The organism is Streptomyces sp. RKND-216 (assembly GCF_004795255.1).
GTDB lineage: Bacteria > Actinomycetota > Actinomycetes > Streptomycetales > Streptomycetaceae > Streptomyces > Streptomyces hazeniae.
This window is the reverse complement of record NZ_SSBQ01000002.1, coordinates 3,915,631-3,929,384: the sequence shown is the minus strand read 5'-3', so window position 1 is coordinate 3,929,384 and position 13,754 is coordinate 3,915,631. Positions and strand designations below refer to the sequence as shown.

Genomic DNA, 13,754 nt, shown 5'->3' with positions numbered 1-13,754 from the left:
GCTTCGGCAACGCAGCGGATGGTCACTACCTTCCAGGGGGTCTTCCGTGACACTCCGGCCCGATCCGACGGCGCGCACGCACTCGGTCCAGTACGCCCTGCGCGTGCTGGAGACGGTCGCCCGACATCCGGGCGGCATCGACGAGGAGCGCCTCCTCCGGGACACCGGCCTGCCACCCGGTCACCTCTCCCATCTGCTGCTGATGCTGCGTCGCGAGGGCTACCTCGAACAGGTCGAGGACGACGCGTACGTCGTCGGCGAGTCGCTGGTGCTGCTGTCCTCCGGCGGTGACCGGGAGCGGGCGCTGCGCGACCGCATCGACCGGACACTCTCCGAACTGCGCGACACCCTCGGCGCGGCGGTCTATCTGAGCCGCTACGCGGACGGCGAAGTGGAGATCATGCGCTGCGCCGACAGCCCGGAGACCCCGGCGGCCAACGAGTGGGTCGACTTCCGCTCGGCCGGGCACGCGACCGCGATCGGCAAGTGCCTGCTGGGCCAGCTCGACCACGACGGGCGCCGCGACCACCTCTCCCGGCACCGCACCGCCCGCCTCACCTCGCGGACGATCACCGACGAGCAGTTCCTGCTGAACACCCTCGACAGACAGCCGCCCACCGTCCCCGTGCTCGACCTCCAGGAGTACGCGGTGGGCACCGTCTGCGCCGCCGTGCCCGTCACCGCCGGCACCGCCGTGGGCTGCCTCGCCCTCTCGCTCCCCGTCGAACACGCCCACCGCCTGCGCACCGCCGCCGAGACCCTCAACGAACGCGCCGCCCCCGTGATGCTCTCCCTGGCCATATGAGGACGTAAGGGCACAAGGGGGGTGGGGGCCGTGGTCACGAGCACCGCCCGGGACCAGGTAGTATTTCCTCCGTCGACACGCGCCGTTAGCTCAGTTGGTTAGAGCAGCTGACTCTTAATCAGCGGGTCCGGGGTTCGAGTCCCTGACGGCGCACAGACACCGAAGGCCCCTCGCCGAGCGAGGGGCCTTCGCCGTTTCCGGCCGGACGGGCCGCCGGCCGCCGCCTCACACCCGCCTCACTCCCGCCGGTGCGGCAGGGCCGCGAACCGGGCCCAGAGGTTAAATGGAGGGTGAGGGGCGTCGAGACGTTACCGCGCCTCACCCGAGGAAGAGGCAGAGCCCGGGAGAACCACCGACGGAGAGGGCGGCAGTGGACGACAGCTCGTGGAAGGACTTCGCCTCCCACCTGGCGGAACTGGCCCGGAACCTGCTGGCCCAGGAGTCCGTGCAGGACACCCTCGACCTGATCGTGGACAACGCCGTGCGGCTCGTGGACGGCTGCGACTACGCCGGCATCCTCACCGTCGAGGGCGGCAGGAAGGTCCGCACCCTGGCGTCGACCCACCAGCTCGTGCGGGAGTCGGACGCGGCCCAGGAGGAGTACGCCCAGGGGCCGTGCTTCGACGCGGCCCGCAAGCGCAACGAGATCTACCGCATCAAGGATATGACGACCAAAGTGGAGCAGTGGCACCGCTACGCGCCACAGGCCCGGCAGCTCGGCATCGGCTCCATGATGGGCATCCTGCTCTACACCGAGGACGACAACCTCGGCGCGCTCGACATGTACGCGGCCGAGCCGCGCACCTTCACCCAGGAGTCCGAGCAGGCGGGCTGGCTGCTCGCCTCGCACGCGGCGGTCGCCCTCTCCAGCGCCCGGAGCCACGCCCAGCTCGCCACGGCGCTGGAGTCGCGCAGTGAGATCGGCGAGGCCCTGGGCATCCTCATGGAGCGGTACAAGGTCTCCGAGGCCGAAGCGTTCGCGGTGCTGCGCAAGAGCTCGCAGGACCAGAACGTCAAGCTCCGGGACATCGCCCGCCGGGTGACCGAGACCGGCGAGATCCCCGGCGCACGCTGACCCCAGCCCGGCCCCCTCGTGCGGGTCCGGGCACACCGGCCCTCTCCCGGTCGTCCTCGTGGTCTCCCAGCCCGCCTGCCTGCCCGCCGGCCGGTGGCCGACGCCACACCCTCCGGCACGCCCCCGCCCCGGGTGAGTGTTTGGGCTGTTCGGAGCGGGGCAGCGGTGTGATCAGTGCTTCAGATCGGGAGGCACACAGCGCGGGAGTTCTCCGCTTCCGTGTGACCAGGCGCGGCGCCGACGGCGCCGGGTCCGGGTCTGTGTGTCCTCTCCCGCGCTGTCCCCTGTCCGGGCAGTCGATGGGAGAGGACCCCGCCGTGACCCTTGCGCCCACCCGAACCTCCGCGCAGGCGCCTTCCGGCGCCACCACCGCGCGCCCTCCGGCGTCGGGCGCGCGCCGCTCTCCGCCCGGGCACGACGCCCGCGGCGGCCCGCCCTCGCCAGGCTGCGCGGTGCCCGCACCCGGATCCTCCGCGCGGGTCGAGCCCTCCGCCCGGCCGCGCGTCCGTCCGGCGAAGCGATTCTGACCGGACCGGGGCGGTTTCGAGGCGCCGTGTCACGGCTACCGGGACGGCATACGCGCGAGCAACCGGTTGCCAGTGCGAAGGCGCCGGAGGTTGGGACCTCACAGCCTCCGGCGCCGCTTTCTCGTCGGGCGACTCCTCTCCTCGCCTGCCGTCCCGAGGTGCCTCCCCGCCTGCCGTCCCGCACCGCGACGTACCCCTTCCCCACCGGCCTTCCGGCGACCGCGACCTGTCGGCGCACGCCGGGGCCACCGTTACCGAGGACGAGGCATGAGCACCTTCGACGACGCAGACCGTGATCCCGAGGGCCGGGGCACCGTCGTGCCGGACGGCGCGGGTCCGGCCGGGGGACCGGCGTCCGTGGGCGGCGACGGCCACACCGGCGGCCACGCCGACGGCGAGGGCCGGGACGACCTCCGGGGCGTGGCACGCAGGGTCGCCCTGGAGGCCGAGGTCGAACGGCTGCGCGACGAGGTGGGGCAGCTCCAGCGAGCGATCGAGAGCCGCGCCGTGATCGACCAGGCCCGCGGCATGGTGATGGTGATGTGCCGCTGCACGCCGCACTCGGCGTGGGACGTACTGGTGGAGGTCTCCCAGCGCACCAACACCAAGCTGCGCACGGTGGCCGGTTCCCTGGTGGCCACCACGGACGGATCGACGCGGATGCCGCGGGAGTTGAGCACCGCGCTGGCCGAGGCGCTGCGCAGACGTCGCGGCCACCGGACCCACCGGCAGCGATGAGGGCCGCGCCGGGCCGTCCAACGCACCGGCGCGGCCTTTCGTTCGAGACGCAATGTCTTGTACCTGACAGAGTCACCCCGCACCATGGCGGGGACCACCGCCTCCCGGGGCCGCGCCGACCCGTCTGCCGGTGTGCCAGTGGTCCGGCGGTCCGCGTCTCCCGGCGCACGCGGCTGCGCCGTATCCCCCCACTCGCGCCGAGAGCGGAGACGAGTCGATGACCTGGAAGGTGTTCAGACGCTCCCGAGGCACGATCCTCGGCATGGCCGTCGCGCTGTCGCTGACCACGGGCGTGCAGGCCGCGACCGCCGCCCCCGCACCCGACGGCCCCCGCGGGCCGGCCGGAAACGCGGTCAACACCGCGTTCGCCGACGCCGCCGCCGAGTTCGACGTCCCCCGCGACCTGCTGGTGGCCGTCGGCTACGGCGAGACCCACCTGGACGGCCACGACGGCGAGCCCAGCCACGCGAACGGCTACGGCGTGATGCACCTGGTGAGCAACCCGGAGCGGCACAGCCTGGAGCGCGCCGCGAAGCTCACCGGCGAGTCCGTCGCCGACCTCAAGGACGAGACCCCGGCCAACATCCGCGGCGGCGCCGCCGTCCTCCGCGACCTCGCAGACGACCTCGGCCTGGACGCGGCCGAACGCGACGACACCGACGCGTGGTACCGCGCGGTCGCCCGCTACGGCACCGCGGACAGCGACCAGGCCGCCCGCCTGTACGCGGACGCGGTCTACGGCATCCTGTCCGACGGCCTCCGCACGTTCGTCGCCGGCGGCGAGAGGGTGCAGGTCGCGCCGCAGGACGTGGCGCCCGAGCGCGGCCGGTACGCCGAGGTGTCCCGCCTCCCGGGCATCCAGAGCGCCGACTACCCGCCGGCCCACTGGGTCCCGGCGAGCTCGAGCAACTACTCGTCCGGCCGGTCCTCCGCGATCACCCACATCGTGGTGCACGTGACGCAGGGCTCGTACGGCGGGACCATCAGCTGGTTCCAGAACCCGTCCGCCCAGGTCAGCGCCCACTACGTGGTCCGGTCCTCCGACGGCGACGTCACGCAGATGGTCCGTGACGGGGACACCGCCTGGCACGCCCGCTCGGGCAACCCGTACTCCGTCGGCATCGAGCACGAGGGCTACGTCGACGACCCGTCGTGGTTCACCGACGCCATGTACCGCTCCTCGGCCGCGCTGACCAAGCACCTCGCCGACCGGTACGGCATCCCCAAGGACCGGGCCCACATCGTCGGCCACCACGAGGTCCCCGGCAACGACCACACCGACCCCGGCCCCCACTGGGACTGGAACTACTACATGTCGCTGGTCGGCGGCGGGGGCGGCGGCACCGGGACGCCCTTCCCGACCTGGGGCTCGGGCGTGAACATCCGCCAGGCCGCCACCACGGACTCCTCCGTCGTCGGCACCCTCGGCGGCCCCACCACGGTGCGCGTCGAATGCCAGGTACGCGGCCAGATGGTCAACTACGACGGCTACAGCAACGACGCCTGGTCGTACCTGCCCGCCTACGACGGCTACATCTCCAACATCTTCATCGACGTCTCCGAAGCCTGGCTGCCGGGCATATCCACCTGCTGAAGTCCCTCTCCCCAGCCGAGGGCCGCGGTTCCCGCCAGGGACCGCGGCCCTCGGGCGTCCGCACGGGGCGGGAGCCGCCGTCAGGGCGGCGGGCCGTCCAGCAGCGCCCGTCCGAGCGGCGTCCTGCGGTGCAGCACGTGCGTACCGTGCCGACTGGTCGTGAGCAGCCCGGCTTCGCGCAGCACCGACGCGTGCCGGCTGGCGGTCGACGGGGCCAGGTCCATCGCGGTGGCCAGGGCGGTCGTCGTCATCGGCCTGCCCAGCAGCTCCAGCATCCGCGCGCGCGAGGCGCCGATGAGCTGCGCGACCGGGGGCGTGGCCCGGCCCTGCCGGGTGCGCAGCAGCCAGCCGGGCGTGGGCGACAGGGGATGCACCAGCACCGGCGGCAGCTCCTCGTCCACCAGGGCGAGCGGGGTGCGGACGCAGAAGAAGCTCGGCACCAGCGTCAACGTGCGTCCCGCGAGGTGCAGTTCACGCCGCACCGGATACGGCGCCAGCAGCGTGTCGCCACGCGCCTGCCAGCCGGGCAGCTCGGTGTAGCTGGCCAGCAGCCCCTCCGCGCCGCCGGCGAGGGCCACTTCGCCGCGCCGCGACCGGTCCGCGGCGGCCTGCGCCCGTATCGCCGGCCCGTACGGCGCGACCGCCACCTCGTAGTACCGGCGCAGCCCCGTGCCCAGCCGGCGCAGCGCCTCCGGCTCACCGGCGGCCAGCGACCGCAGCCCGGACGGCACCGGCCCGCCGGAGTACGTGTGCAGCCGCTCCAGTTCGGCGGCGAGCCGCCGCCTTGGGGTGGACAGCACCCGCTCCACGGCCGCCTCGAAGTCGACGCCGGTCTCGCCGCGCCCGGGCGTGAGGAAGTCCGGGAAGTACGGCGCGGCCGGGCAGACGCGCATCAGGTCCTGGACGACACCGGTCAGTCCGCCCCGCTCCAGCGCCGCCCGCACCTCCCGGCGCCACGGGTCGAACGTCAGCGCCGCCTGCTGGTTCTGCAGCAGATGCAGGCTGAGCACGACCTCCCACATCGGGTCCGCACCCTCGGCGACCCGCAGCCGCGCCAGCTCCCCGCGCGAGAATTCCACTTGCAGCACGACACGACACCCCCGCAGGGTCACGTCCCCGGTCGCCGGGATTCTACCGGCCCCACCCTCGGCCCACCCGCCTCAACAGCCGTCCCCTCCCCGTGATGCGCTTCTCGCGTTGGCTATGGGGCCTGGCGTTCGGCTGCCAGAAGGAAGCTCATCGTGTGTTGATCATCACACAGCGTATGGTGCTCACGAGTTCATTACTTGTTGCGCACATGCCGTGCCGAACATAGTGTGACGCCTTGTTGATCACTGCCCAGATGGCCAACTGGCTGCGGTTTCAACGGAGTTGAAGGCAGGGGGGCTTCAGCCGGCTGATCACGTGATGTTCCTTCTGCTGTCTCCCAGTTTCATCACGGCCACAAGCTGTGACCACTTTTGGAGAGGACACGCAGTGCGATTCTCAATCAAGAACGTTGCCCGCACCGCAGCGCTGGCGGGCGTGACCGTGGCAGCGCTTGGTACCGCTACGACGGCACAGGCGGAGTCGCGTTCTTCCGAGGGCCAGGCATCCCTCATGGCCAGCTGCCCGAGCAGCGGCTACATCTTCCGCTACAAGACCTGCACCACCTTGAGCAGTGGTGTGCTCACTCACGCGAAGTACACCAACGACGTGACATGGACCGAGTACGAAAAGGACAGCGGCAGCCGCATCTACCGCAGACTGGGCTATCAGGGCAACGGCAACGGCTGGGGTGGCTGGGGCTACCAGTCTTCCGGTGAGACGGACGCCAAGACCTGGACGGGCCTGGAGTACTGCAACGCAACGATCGGAGTGATGGAGGTCAGCGGGCAGCAGACCTTCCAGACCCCGCTCGCCGACTGCTGAGGAACACCCCGTGACCGCTCCGGTCGACCCCTGGTTGAGGGGTCGACCGGAGCGGTCCCGTCTGCCTGCCGCCCCGGCCCCGTATACCTCGATAGGCTCTCCTCCTCGTGTTCTCTGCGATCTTCAAAGAACAGACGGCATTCATTGTCGTCGCCTCACTAGCGGTGCTGCTCGTCGCAGCCGCTGGCTACTTCCTCGCCCACCGGCACGCCGAGCGCGCCTGGTCATGGGCCATCCTGGGGGCAGCGGTGGCGGCGGAGGTTGCTCTCACTCTGTTCCTCTCCGGTGGAAGGGGGAACTCGAGCACGGGCAAGTGCGTGGTCAACCACGACTTCGCCGAACCCTTTGCCACCACCCAGGGCATCCTCAACCTTGCGCTGTTCGTCCCCATCGGGATCTTCGGCGTCCTGGCCTCACGCCGGTTGCTGCCCGTGCTGGCCGGCGGGATAGCACTCACAGTGGCCACGGAGTTCCTCCAGACTCTTCTCCCGGGCGTCAGCCGGGGTTGCGACAGCAGCGACTTGCAGATGAACGCCTTGGGGGCCGTCACAGGCGCCCTGGCTACCTACGGCATCCTGCGGGCCTCTGGCCGCGCTGTGAAACCTGCCGGTGCGGCAGCAAAGCCCACCGCTCTGGGTGGCCTCGCAGTCCTGCTCCCGGCTGCTGTCGTCTGGAATCTGTGGATTACCCCCGTACACGTCGATGCCACGAGCCTGCAAGGCCCCGACGATGCACAACGCACCGCTGCCGAGAAAGCCGTGTCCCGAGCTTTCGACGACCACCAGGAAGTCGTGAAGATCCAGTTCAGCCCCGGAGTCGCTGGCGGACCCGAGGCGCTACTCATCGCTCTTGAATCAGGGAGTGCACGACTGAGTTGGCCCGACACCTCACGATTCACCGCGACCCTTGAGGCTTCGAACCGCACCACCAACGGCAGTTTCCCGATTGAGGGTGCCAAACGTAAGCCGGGGAACGAGCAGGATGCCGAAGAGATCGCCCGTCGCTACGCGGAGAGGCGCTATCCGTGGGCAACGCCTGACGCAAAGGTACAGGTCAATCCCATGGGAGAACTGGGCTGGATCGTGAGCTGGCGGCGTCTGAACAGCGACGGCGTGCTCCTGCCCATGCGTCTTGATGTGCAGATCAACACCGAAGGTCGCGTTTCCCAACTTCTGGTGAACGACATCAAGGACCCAAAAAGTCTGCCCGCTCCAACTCTTAGCGAAAAGAAGGCATCGTCGATCGCACGGAAATCGGTCCACGTTCCCAAAGAGATTGTCCTCACGGCGCAGAGGTGTGCGTTGCGAGCGACAAAGCGTAACGGAAACTGGCGTACTGACTGGGTCTGTCCCTTTCAGACCAACGACCCCGACTTCATGGTCGCGCCCATCCACGTCGACGCCGTAACGGGAAAGGCGCACAAGACGCAGGGGCCGCAGGAATTGCAGCGCTAACCTTGATGTTGTGAGGTTCCGTCAGCAAGCTGACGGGACCTTTGGCGAGCGGGTGTTTCGGTGTTCGTGCGGGCCGGTGGCCCGGCTGTCGTGCCGGGTGGACGCGGGGTTCCACCGCGCGCCGCTCGAGCCTCGTCTCAAAGGAGGGGCGCCTGGTCCCGCTCGGCTTCGGAGTTCTCGCCACTGTCGTCCCCCCGCTTCGCCAACGCGTCGGCGAAGCTGTCGTCGATGAACGGCACGCCGCCGTAACTGCCGCCGAGGTAGCGGCGTTCCCGGTTCTCTTCCAGCCGGGGCTTGAAGTCGGCGAGCGCGACGAGTTCCGAGGCCCCCAGCGCGTTCTTCTCCACGAACCACACCTGGTCCCGCTTGAGGACCTCTTCGCCGTCGACGCGCCCGAGCAGGCTGGCGTCGTGGGTGGTGAAGACGAGTTGCGCGCCGCGCGGATTGCTTTCGGGGTGCTGGAAGAGGCGCACCAGCGCCGCAGTCAGGAGGGGGTGCAGGCTGGAGTCGATCTCGTCCACGACGAACGTGCCGCCGCGTGCGAGGACGGACAGGAACTGGGGTGCCTGTTCGATGAGTGCCCGCGTCCCGCTGGACTCGTCCCGCAAGTCCAGCCTGACCACGCCGTCCCGGCCGCGATGCGCCACCCACGGGCGTCGCTGCTCCACCGCGCCCTCCGCATCGAGCTGGCGCTGGAGAGAGCGTGGGACGCGGCCCCGGTACTGGCTGCGCAGCTGGTCCTCGTCCAGGACGACCTGCTCCACGCCCCAGTCCTCGATGCCCAGGTCGGCGGCCCGCAACAGGCTACGGAGCTGGGGAAAGCTGTCGGGGGTCTCGAACATGCGGCTGACGGGCGGCGTCCGCAGACCGTACCGGGCGGTGCGGAAACGCAGCCCGTCCCGGAACCAGTCGTACAGCGGGCGCACGTCGGGCAGCTTCGACCGGGCGGCCAGGGAGATGAAGAGGACGTTCGGCTCCGTGATGCTCTCCACCAGCTCCAGGGCCGACCGGGGCTGCGAATGTCCGGGCTCCACGGCCTCCCCGGAGCGCTGGAAGATGATCCGGCGCTTGCCGTGCGGATACGTGTACAGCCACTCGTCCTGCACCCGCTCGTCGTCCACGCTGAACCCGTACGTGTGCCGGACTCCGCCGAGCATGAGATCGACGACGTACCAGGAGGGTTCCCCGGCGCTCTCCCGGTCGAGGCGGAAGGGCGAGCGAGGAACGCCTCCGTCGGGCTCGGCGTCGCGGTAGGAGTCCACCACCATCCCGGCCATGTACTGCAGCGCGTCGACGATGTTGGACTTGCCGGCCGCGTTCGCTCCGAAGACGCCAGTCACCGGGACGGCGGGCCAGTCCGATCCGGCGAGACGGTCCGCCTCGTACACCCACCTCAGCTGCAGTGCCTGCTCGTCGCGGATCGACCGGTGGTTGGCCACCCGGAAATTCACCAGCATTGATGACCTCCTCTCCACGATCAGAGCCGCCTATGCGCAAGTGAATCGCGCAGATGCCCCTCTGGTAACCGGCAACGAGAGCACAGCCGAACCGAACACCTGTGCCGCACCCAGTCAGGCGACGGTGATCGTGACCGTGTCCTCGGTGCAGTCGCGGCAGAGGCCGGGCGCGGAAGACGCGGTCGCAGCCGTCGCAGTCCTGGAAGCGATGCGGGCGTGGCGCGGCCGTAGGAGCGCGTGAGGCGGCTTCGGCAGGAAGGGCGGGCGGCAGCCACTCCGCCAGACGGTGGGCGAGGAGTCCGGCCGGGCGGCGGATCGGGTCGGCGGGAAGGTCGGCGCTGAGAGTGCGGACGGCCGCCTCGGGAGCCACCCCCCCGCTCCAGCCAGGCGGAGAGGGCGGGCGCGAGGCGGGCGACGTCACGAGTGCTGAGCAACAGGCGCGCGTCGTGCGTACGGAGCCGGGCCAGCAGGTCCGACGCCTCGGGGTGCGCGAGTGGTTCGGCCCCGGCGGGCTTCGCGGCGGGCCGGGGCCTGGGCGTCGGCGGCGCGGGCTTCGCCGGCCGTGGCGGCGGCGCCTGGGAGGCGGCGAGGTGTTCGGGCAGGTCGAAGGAGACGGTACGCGTCACGCGGCGGCCGTTGGGGAGCCGTTCGACGGTACGGCGGAGGTAGCCTGCGGCCTCCAGCTCGCGCAGCGCGCGGGCAATGGTGACCTCGCCTTCGCGGAAGCGGGCCGTCAGCGCACGGATGGAGACGAGGGCGCCGTCGGGCCTGGACTGGATGTGGACGGCGAGCCCGATCGCGACGAGCGACAGGTCGTCGTGCTGGGCGAGGTGGTTGCCGACCACGGTGAAGCGTTCGGTGTGGCGGTGCCGTACGTGGACGACACCGGCTCGCGGAACGCCGTGTCCGGCGCGCGCGAGCGCGTTAAGCTGCTGTTCAGCCATCGGAAGGGCTCACTTCCAGGTGGTCAGACCCTCGTTTGGGATTGCAGTCCCGGGCGGGGGTCGTCCTATGGATGGGTTGTCTCGTCGGCGAGCCTATGCCGATCCGCGACGCATGTGACCATCCGTCAGCGATTGTCACCCGCACGAGGGACACGAACGGGGTTTGGTTGGGGAAGGGTTCTCTCCGAGGGTCTTTTCCCGGGGTTCGTGCATCGCCGGGACCTCGCTGTCCGGGTCCTGAATTCCTCGACCTGGCGCGCAGCGCACGAAAGCCCGGCAGCGTAAGCCGCCGGGCTCGGTGCGGTGAGTCGTCTCCTCAGGCGTCGAACGCACCCTCACGGGCGGCGGAGGTGAACGCCTCGAAGGCGGTGGCCGGGAACGCGAGCACGGGCCCGCTCGGGTTCTTCGAGTCACGCACCGAGACCTCGCCGACGAACTGGGCGACCTCCACACAATCACCGCCCTGGCTACCGCTGTAGGACGACTTCCGCCACTGCGCGGCCACCTCCACGCACTCGCCGCCGTCGCTTCCGCTGTAACTCGACTTGCGCCAGTAGGCCAGTGGCGCCTCAGCCGCGTTGCCCATAAAGCTCCTCCAGGACCTGGACGATGAAGTCCGCCGAGTCGTCGGGAGACAGCGCGGCGGCCCGAAGGAGATCGTATTTCAGCCCACAGTGTTCGACTGTGCTCGGTTCAGTCAAATATCGACCACCACTGTGCCCCTCGTTGTAGGCCAACTCCGGCCCCTCCTCGAAGTCGAGAAGGGTAAGCGACCCGTTCAAGCTTGCGTGCGCGCCCGCGCTGTACGGCAGGACCTGGACGACGACGCGGGGTGACTCGCGGTGGTCCAACAGACGGCGGAGTTGGGTCCGCATGACCTGCGGGCCGCCGACGGGGCGGCGGAGCGCGGCTTCGTCGAGGACCATCCACAGGCGGGGCGGGTTGGCGCCGCGCAGGATCTCCTGCCGCTTCATGCGGGCTTCGGTCAGGCCGTCCAGGTCCCCCGGGCGGGCGGGCCGCAGCACGGCGCGGGCGTACTCCTCGGTCTGGAGCAGGCCGTGCACGACCTGGGCCTGGTAGGTGCGGATGTCGACCGCGCGGGCCTCCAGTTCGGCGTAGTCCTGGAACCAGCTCGGCAGTCCGCTGCGGATGACGAGCGGCCACAGCCGCGTCAGCACGCCGGCGCCGCCGAGGGCGCCGTCGCAGCGGTCGGCGAAGTCGCGGCTGGGCGGGCGCTTCGCCATCTCGACCAGGCCGACGAGCGCTCCGGTGTAGTTGACGATCTCGCCCAGGCGCTCCTGGCTCAGACCGGCCTGGAGGCGGAGGCGGCGCAGTTCGCTGCCGAAGTAGTCCAGGGCCGAGGCCGAGGGGTCGAGTTCGCGGGGAGCCACCACGCGGCTACGCCTCCATCCGACTGCTTGCACGTTGGGTCACGGTCCATAGCCGAGGGTAGTTCCCGGCGTGCAGGCTGACCTCATGAACACCGAAATCCACGTGCTGGATCACCGGCCGCACCTGCTGGAGCCGTCGCACTACTACCGGATGCGGCTGACGCCCGGCGCTCACAGCGCGCGGCACGTGCGGCGCATCGTGCGCGCCTACCTCACAGCGTGGGGGATGGCGCCGGCGGCCGAGGTCGCCGAGCTGGGGGTGACCGAGCTGCTGGCGAACGTGGTGAAGCACGTGCCGGACACGGTCTGCACCATCATGCTGCGACGGCGCGCGGGCGGCGTGCGGGTGGAGGTGCACGACGCGGACCCGGCGCTGCCGACACGGCGGGAGGCGGGCGCACTGGACGAGGACGGGCGCGGCCTGGAACTGCTCGACCTGCTGACCGACGCCTGGGACGCGGAACGCACCGGCCCCTCCTCCAAGGTCGTCTGGTTCGACCTGAACGCATGACGCGCTCACATATGTCAGGGGTAGCATATGTGCATGACTCTCAAACGAACCATGGTCTACGCCGAAGCGGACGATCTGGCAGCTATCAAGGCCGCTGCGGCCCGGGAAGGCAGGAGCGAGGCGGAGATCATCCGGGAAGCCCTCCACCTGGCGGCACTCCGGGTCCGGCGCCGAGAGCGCCCCCTGGGACTGCGACGCTTCCACAGCGGAGACCCGACACTGGCAGACCGCACGGACGAGATCGTCAGGGAGTCCATGGGCGAGGACACGTGATCGTCATCGCCGACACATCCGCCACGCTGGCAGCGTTCGACACCGCTCACCCTCTCAGCGATCAGGCGTTCTCCGTCCTCGAGCAAGCCGGACTCGTCGTATTCTCACCGCTGGTGCTCGCGGAACTCGACCACGTCGGGCGTCGCGTACTGGGAACACGGCATGCCCGGGAGATGATCGAGGACATCACGGGCGCGGCGGAGCGGGGAGACTTCGCGATCGCTCACGTGGAGACCAGCCACCTGGTACGGGCACATCGCGTCCGGGCGACGTACGAGTCTCTGAAACTCGACCTGGCCGATGCGGTGAACGTCGCCCTGGCCGAGGAATACGAGACCGACACGATCCTCACGCTGGATCGCCGGGACTTCCGCGCCGTTCTGCCGCTTACCGAGCACGGCTGCTTCCGCGTACTGCCCGACGACCTCTGAGCCCGCTACGGGTGTGGGCCAGGACATACCGGGACGGGGCGGTCGTCTGATATGCACGGTGGGCACGAACCACCCCCGGAGCACGCCATGAGCCAGGACCACGGCCCGCGGAAGGCCGAGAAGGCCGAGAACGCCGACCACCACATATTCGCGCTGGACCTGACCGCGCACGAGGCGCAGCGCCGGGCCGAGGTGATGGCGGCGCTCGGTGACACCTGGGACCCGGTGGAGGCGCTGCGCGGCGAGGAAGAGGCGTACGCGGCCCTCTACTCCGGCCTGGACGAGGACCAGCAGCGCACGTACGACATGCTGCTGGCGTCCGGTGTGCTGCCGTCGCGGGAGCCGGGCCGTGCTGCCGATTGACCCGCACGCCGACAGGTCCCGCCGCGCGTGGGTGGACTGCCCGCGGTGTGCGGACAACCGCGGCTGCGTGCACTGCGCCGGGCCGCGCGCGTGCACCGAGCACTGGCGCTACCTGCTCGCGCACCGGGGCCGGCGCCTGCAGCTCCAGTGCCCCACGTGCGCGCACCTGTGGGAGCACGACACCGGCTTCGGCTACACCCCGCGCCGCCACCGGCGCTGATCCTCCGACGTACGCCGCCGACCAGCCCTTCTGACGCTCCACGGTCGCGCGTTCGGTGAC

General features: G+C 70.3%; 15 protein-coding genes and 1 tRNA gene. 12 read left to right on the top strand and 4 right to left on the bottom strand.

Features of this window, described 5'->3' with window-relative positions:
* Nucleotides 1–46 precede the first annotated feature (46 nt).
* From E4198_RS17565 to E4198_RS17545, 5 genes are all read left to right on the top strand, one after another.
* Complete coding sequence (locus tag E4198_RS17565; protein WP_136183996.1) at nucleotides 47–805, top strand: IclR family transcriptional regulator C-terminal domain-containing protein; 759 nt, start codon at nucleotides 47–49, stop codon at nucleotides 803–805.
* Between the two features lie 79 nt (nucleotides 806–884).
* A tRNA-Lys gene (locus E4198_RS17560) sits at nucleotides 885–958 on the top strand.
* Nucleotides 959–1,175: 217 nt separating this feature from the next.
* Nucleotides 1,176–1,880, top strand: a complete 705-nt coding sequence (locus E4198_RS17555; RefSeq protein ID WP_136183995.1) for a GAF and ANTAR domain-containing protein — start codon at nucleotides 1,176–1,178, stop codon at nucleotides 1,878–1,880.
* A gap of 794 nt (nucleotides 1,881–2,674) precedes the next feature.
* Nucleotides 2,675–3,145 carry an ANTAR domain-containing protein gene (locus E4198_RS17550; RefSeq protein WP_136183994.1) on the top strand — a complete coding sequence of 157 codons (471 nt, stop codon included), beginning with the start codon at nucleotides 2,675–2,677 and terminating at the stop codon, nucleotides 3,143–3,145.
* A gap of 217 nt (nucleotides 3,146–3,362) precedes the next feature.
* The gene (locus tag E4198_RS17545; protein WP_136183993.1) at nucleotides 3,363–4,739 is read left to right on the top strand and encodes an N-acetylmuramoyl-L-alanine amidase; all 1,377 of its coding nucleotides are present in this window, start codon (nucleotides 3,363–3,365) and stop codon (nucleotides 4,737–4,739) included.
* Between the two features lie 80 nt (nucleotides 4,740–4,819).
* On the opposite strand, the gene E4198_RS17540 is transcribed toward E4198_RS17545, so the two are convergent.
* On the bottom strand, nucleotides 4,820–5,827 hold the full coding sequence (locus tag E4198_RS17540; RefSeq protein WP_136183992.1) for a helix-turn-helix domain-containing protein: 1,008 nt from the start codon (nucleotides 5,825–5,827) through the stop codon (nucleotides 4,820–4,822).
* A 388-nt stretch (nucleotides 5,828–6,215) separates the two neighbouring features.
* On the opposite strand from E4198_RS17540, the gene E4198_RS17535 reads away from it, so the two are divergent.
* Together E4198_RS17535 and E4198_RS17530 are read left to right on the top strand one after the other, a co-directional pair.
* Nucleotides 6,216–6,650: a hypothetical protein gene (locus E4198_RS17535; protein WP_136183991.1), complete on the top strand. Its 435-nt coding sequence runs from the start codon at nucleotides 6,216–6,218 to the stop codon at nucleotides 6,648–6,650.
* Nucleotides 6,651–6,757: 107 nt separating this feature from the next.
* Nucleotides 6,758–8,104 (top strand): VanZ family protein, encoded by a 1,347-nt coding sequence (locus tag E4198_RS17530; RefSeq protein ID WP_136183990.1) that lies wholly within the window; start codon nucleotides 6,758–6,760, stop codon nucleotides 8,102–8,104.
* A gap of 137 nt (nucleotides 8,105–8,241) precedes the next feature.
* Here E4198_RS17530 and E4198_RS17525 read toward each other — a convergent pair whose 3' ends face one another.
* The 3 genes from E4198_RS17525 to E4198_RS17510 form a co-directional block, all read right to left on the bottom strand.
* On the bottom strand, nucleotides 8,242–9,561 hold the full coding sequence (locus E4198_RS17525; RefSeq protein ID WP_136183989.1) for an ATP-binding protein: 1,320 nt from the start codon (nucleotides 9,559–9,561) through the stop codon (nucleotides 8,242–8,244).
* A gap of 1,260 nt (nucleotides 9,562–10,821) precedes the next feature.
* Nucleotides 10,822–11,091, bottom strand: coding sequence for a DUF397 domain-containing protein (locus E4198_RS17515; RefSeq protein WP_136183988.1), 270 nt, complete (start codon nucleotides 11,089–11,091; stop codon nucleotides 10,822–10,824).
* Nucleotides 11,075–11,899 carry a helix-turn-helix transcriptional regulator gene (locus E4198_RS17510; protein ID WP_136183987.1) on the bottom strand — a complete coding sequence of 275 codons (825 nt, stop codon included), beginning with the start codon at nucleotides 11,897–11,899 and terminating at the stop codon, nucleotides 11,075–11,077. Before E4198_RS17510 ends, E4198_RS17515 begins: the two co-directional genes overlap by 17 nt.
* An 82-nt stretch (nucleotides 11,900–11,981) precedes the next feature.
* On the opposite strand from E4198_RS17510, the gene E4198_RS17505 reads away from it, so the two are divergent.
* From E4198_RS17505 to E4198_RS17485, 5 genes are all read left to right on the top strand, one after another.
* On the top strand, nucleotides 11,982–12,407 hold the full coding sequence (locus E4198_RS17505) for an ATP-binding protein (protein ID WP_136183986.1): 426 nt from the start codon (nucleotides 11,982–11,984) through the stop codon (nucleotides 12,405–12,407).
* 33 nt (nucleotides 12,408–12,440) lie between these two features.
* The gene (locus tag E4198_RS17500; RefSeq protein WP_136183985.1) at nucleotides 12,441–12,680 is read left to right on the top strand and encodes a ribbon-helix-helix protein, CopG family; all 240 of its coding nucleotides are present in this window, start codon (nucleotides 12,441–12,443) and stop codon (nucleotides 12,678–12,680) included.
* Nucleotides 12,677–13,111 (top strand): PIN domain-containing protein, encoded by a 435-nt coding sequence (locus E4198_RS17495; RefSeq protein ID WP_136183984.1) that lies wholly within the window; start codon nucleotides 12,677–12,679, stop codon nucleotides 13,109–13,111. The genes E4198_RS17500 and E4198_RS17495 overlap by 4 nt, the downstream gene beginning before the upstream one ends.
* A gap of 87 nt (nucleotides 13,112–13,198) precedes the next feature.
* Nucleotides 13,199–13,474 carry a DUF6400 family protein gene (locus E4198_RS17490; protein WP_136183983.1) on the top strand — a complete coding sequence of 92 codons (276 nt, stop codon included), beginning with the start codon at nucleotides 13,199–13,201 and terminating at the stop codon, nucleotides 13,472–13,474.
* A complete protein-coding gene (locus E4198_RS17485; RefSeq protein WP_136183982.1) occupies nucleotides 13,461–13,694 on the top strand; it encodes a hypothetical protein in 234 nt (77 codons plus the stop codon). Before E4198_RS17490 ends, E4198_RS17485 begins: the two co-directional genes overlap by 14 nt.
* Nucleotides 13,695–13,754 lie beyond the last annotated feature (60 nt).

Coding starts and splice junctions, on each gene's coding strand:
- E4198_RS17550 (WP_136183994.1), top strand. CDS start 2,675: ATGAGCACCTTCGACGACGCAGACCGTGATCCCGAGGGCCGGGGCACC.
- E4198_RS17545 (WP_136183993.1), top strand. CDS start 3,363: ATGACCTGGAAGGTGTTCAGACGCTCCCGAGGCACGATCCTCGGCATG.
- E4198_RS17525 (WP_136183989.1), bottom strand. CDS start 9,561: ATGCTGGTGAATTTCCGGGTGGCCAACCACCGGTCGATCCGCGACGAG.
- E4198_RS17515 (WP_136183988.1), bottom strand. CDS start 11,091: ATGGGCAACGCGGCTGAGGCGCCACTGGCCTACTGGCGCAAGTCGAGT.
- E4198_RS17505 (WP_136183986.1), top strand. CDS start 11,982: ATGAACACCGAAATCCACGTGCTGGATCACCGGCCGCACCTGCTGGAG.
- E4198_RS17500 (WP_136183985.1), top strand. CDS start 12,441: ATGACTCTCAAACGAACCATGGTCTACGCCGAAGCGGACGATCTGGCA.
- E4198_RS17490 (WP_136183983.1), top strand. CDS start 13,199: ATGAGCCAGGACCACGGCCCGCGGAAGGCCGAGAAGGCCGAGAACGCC.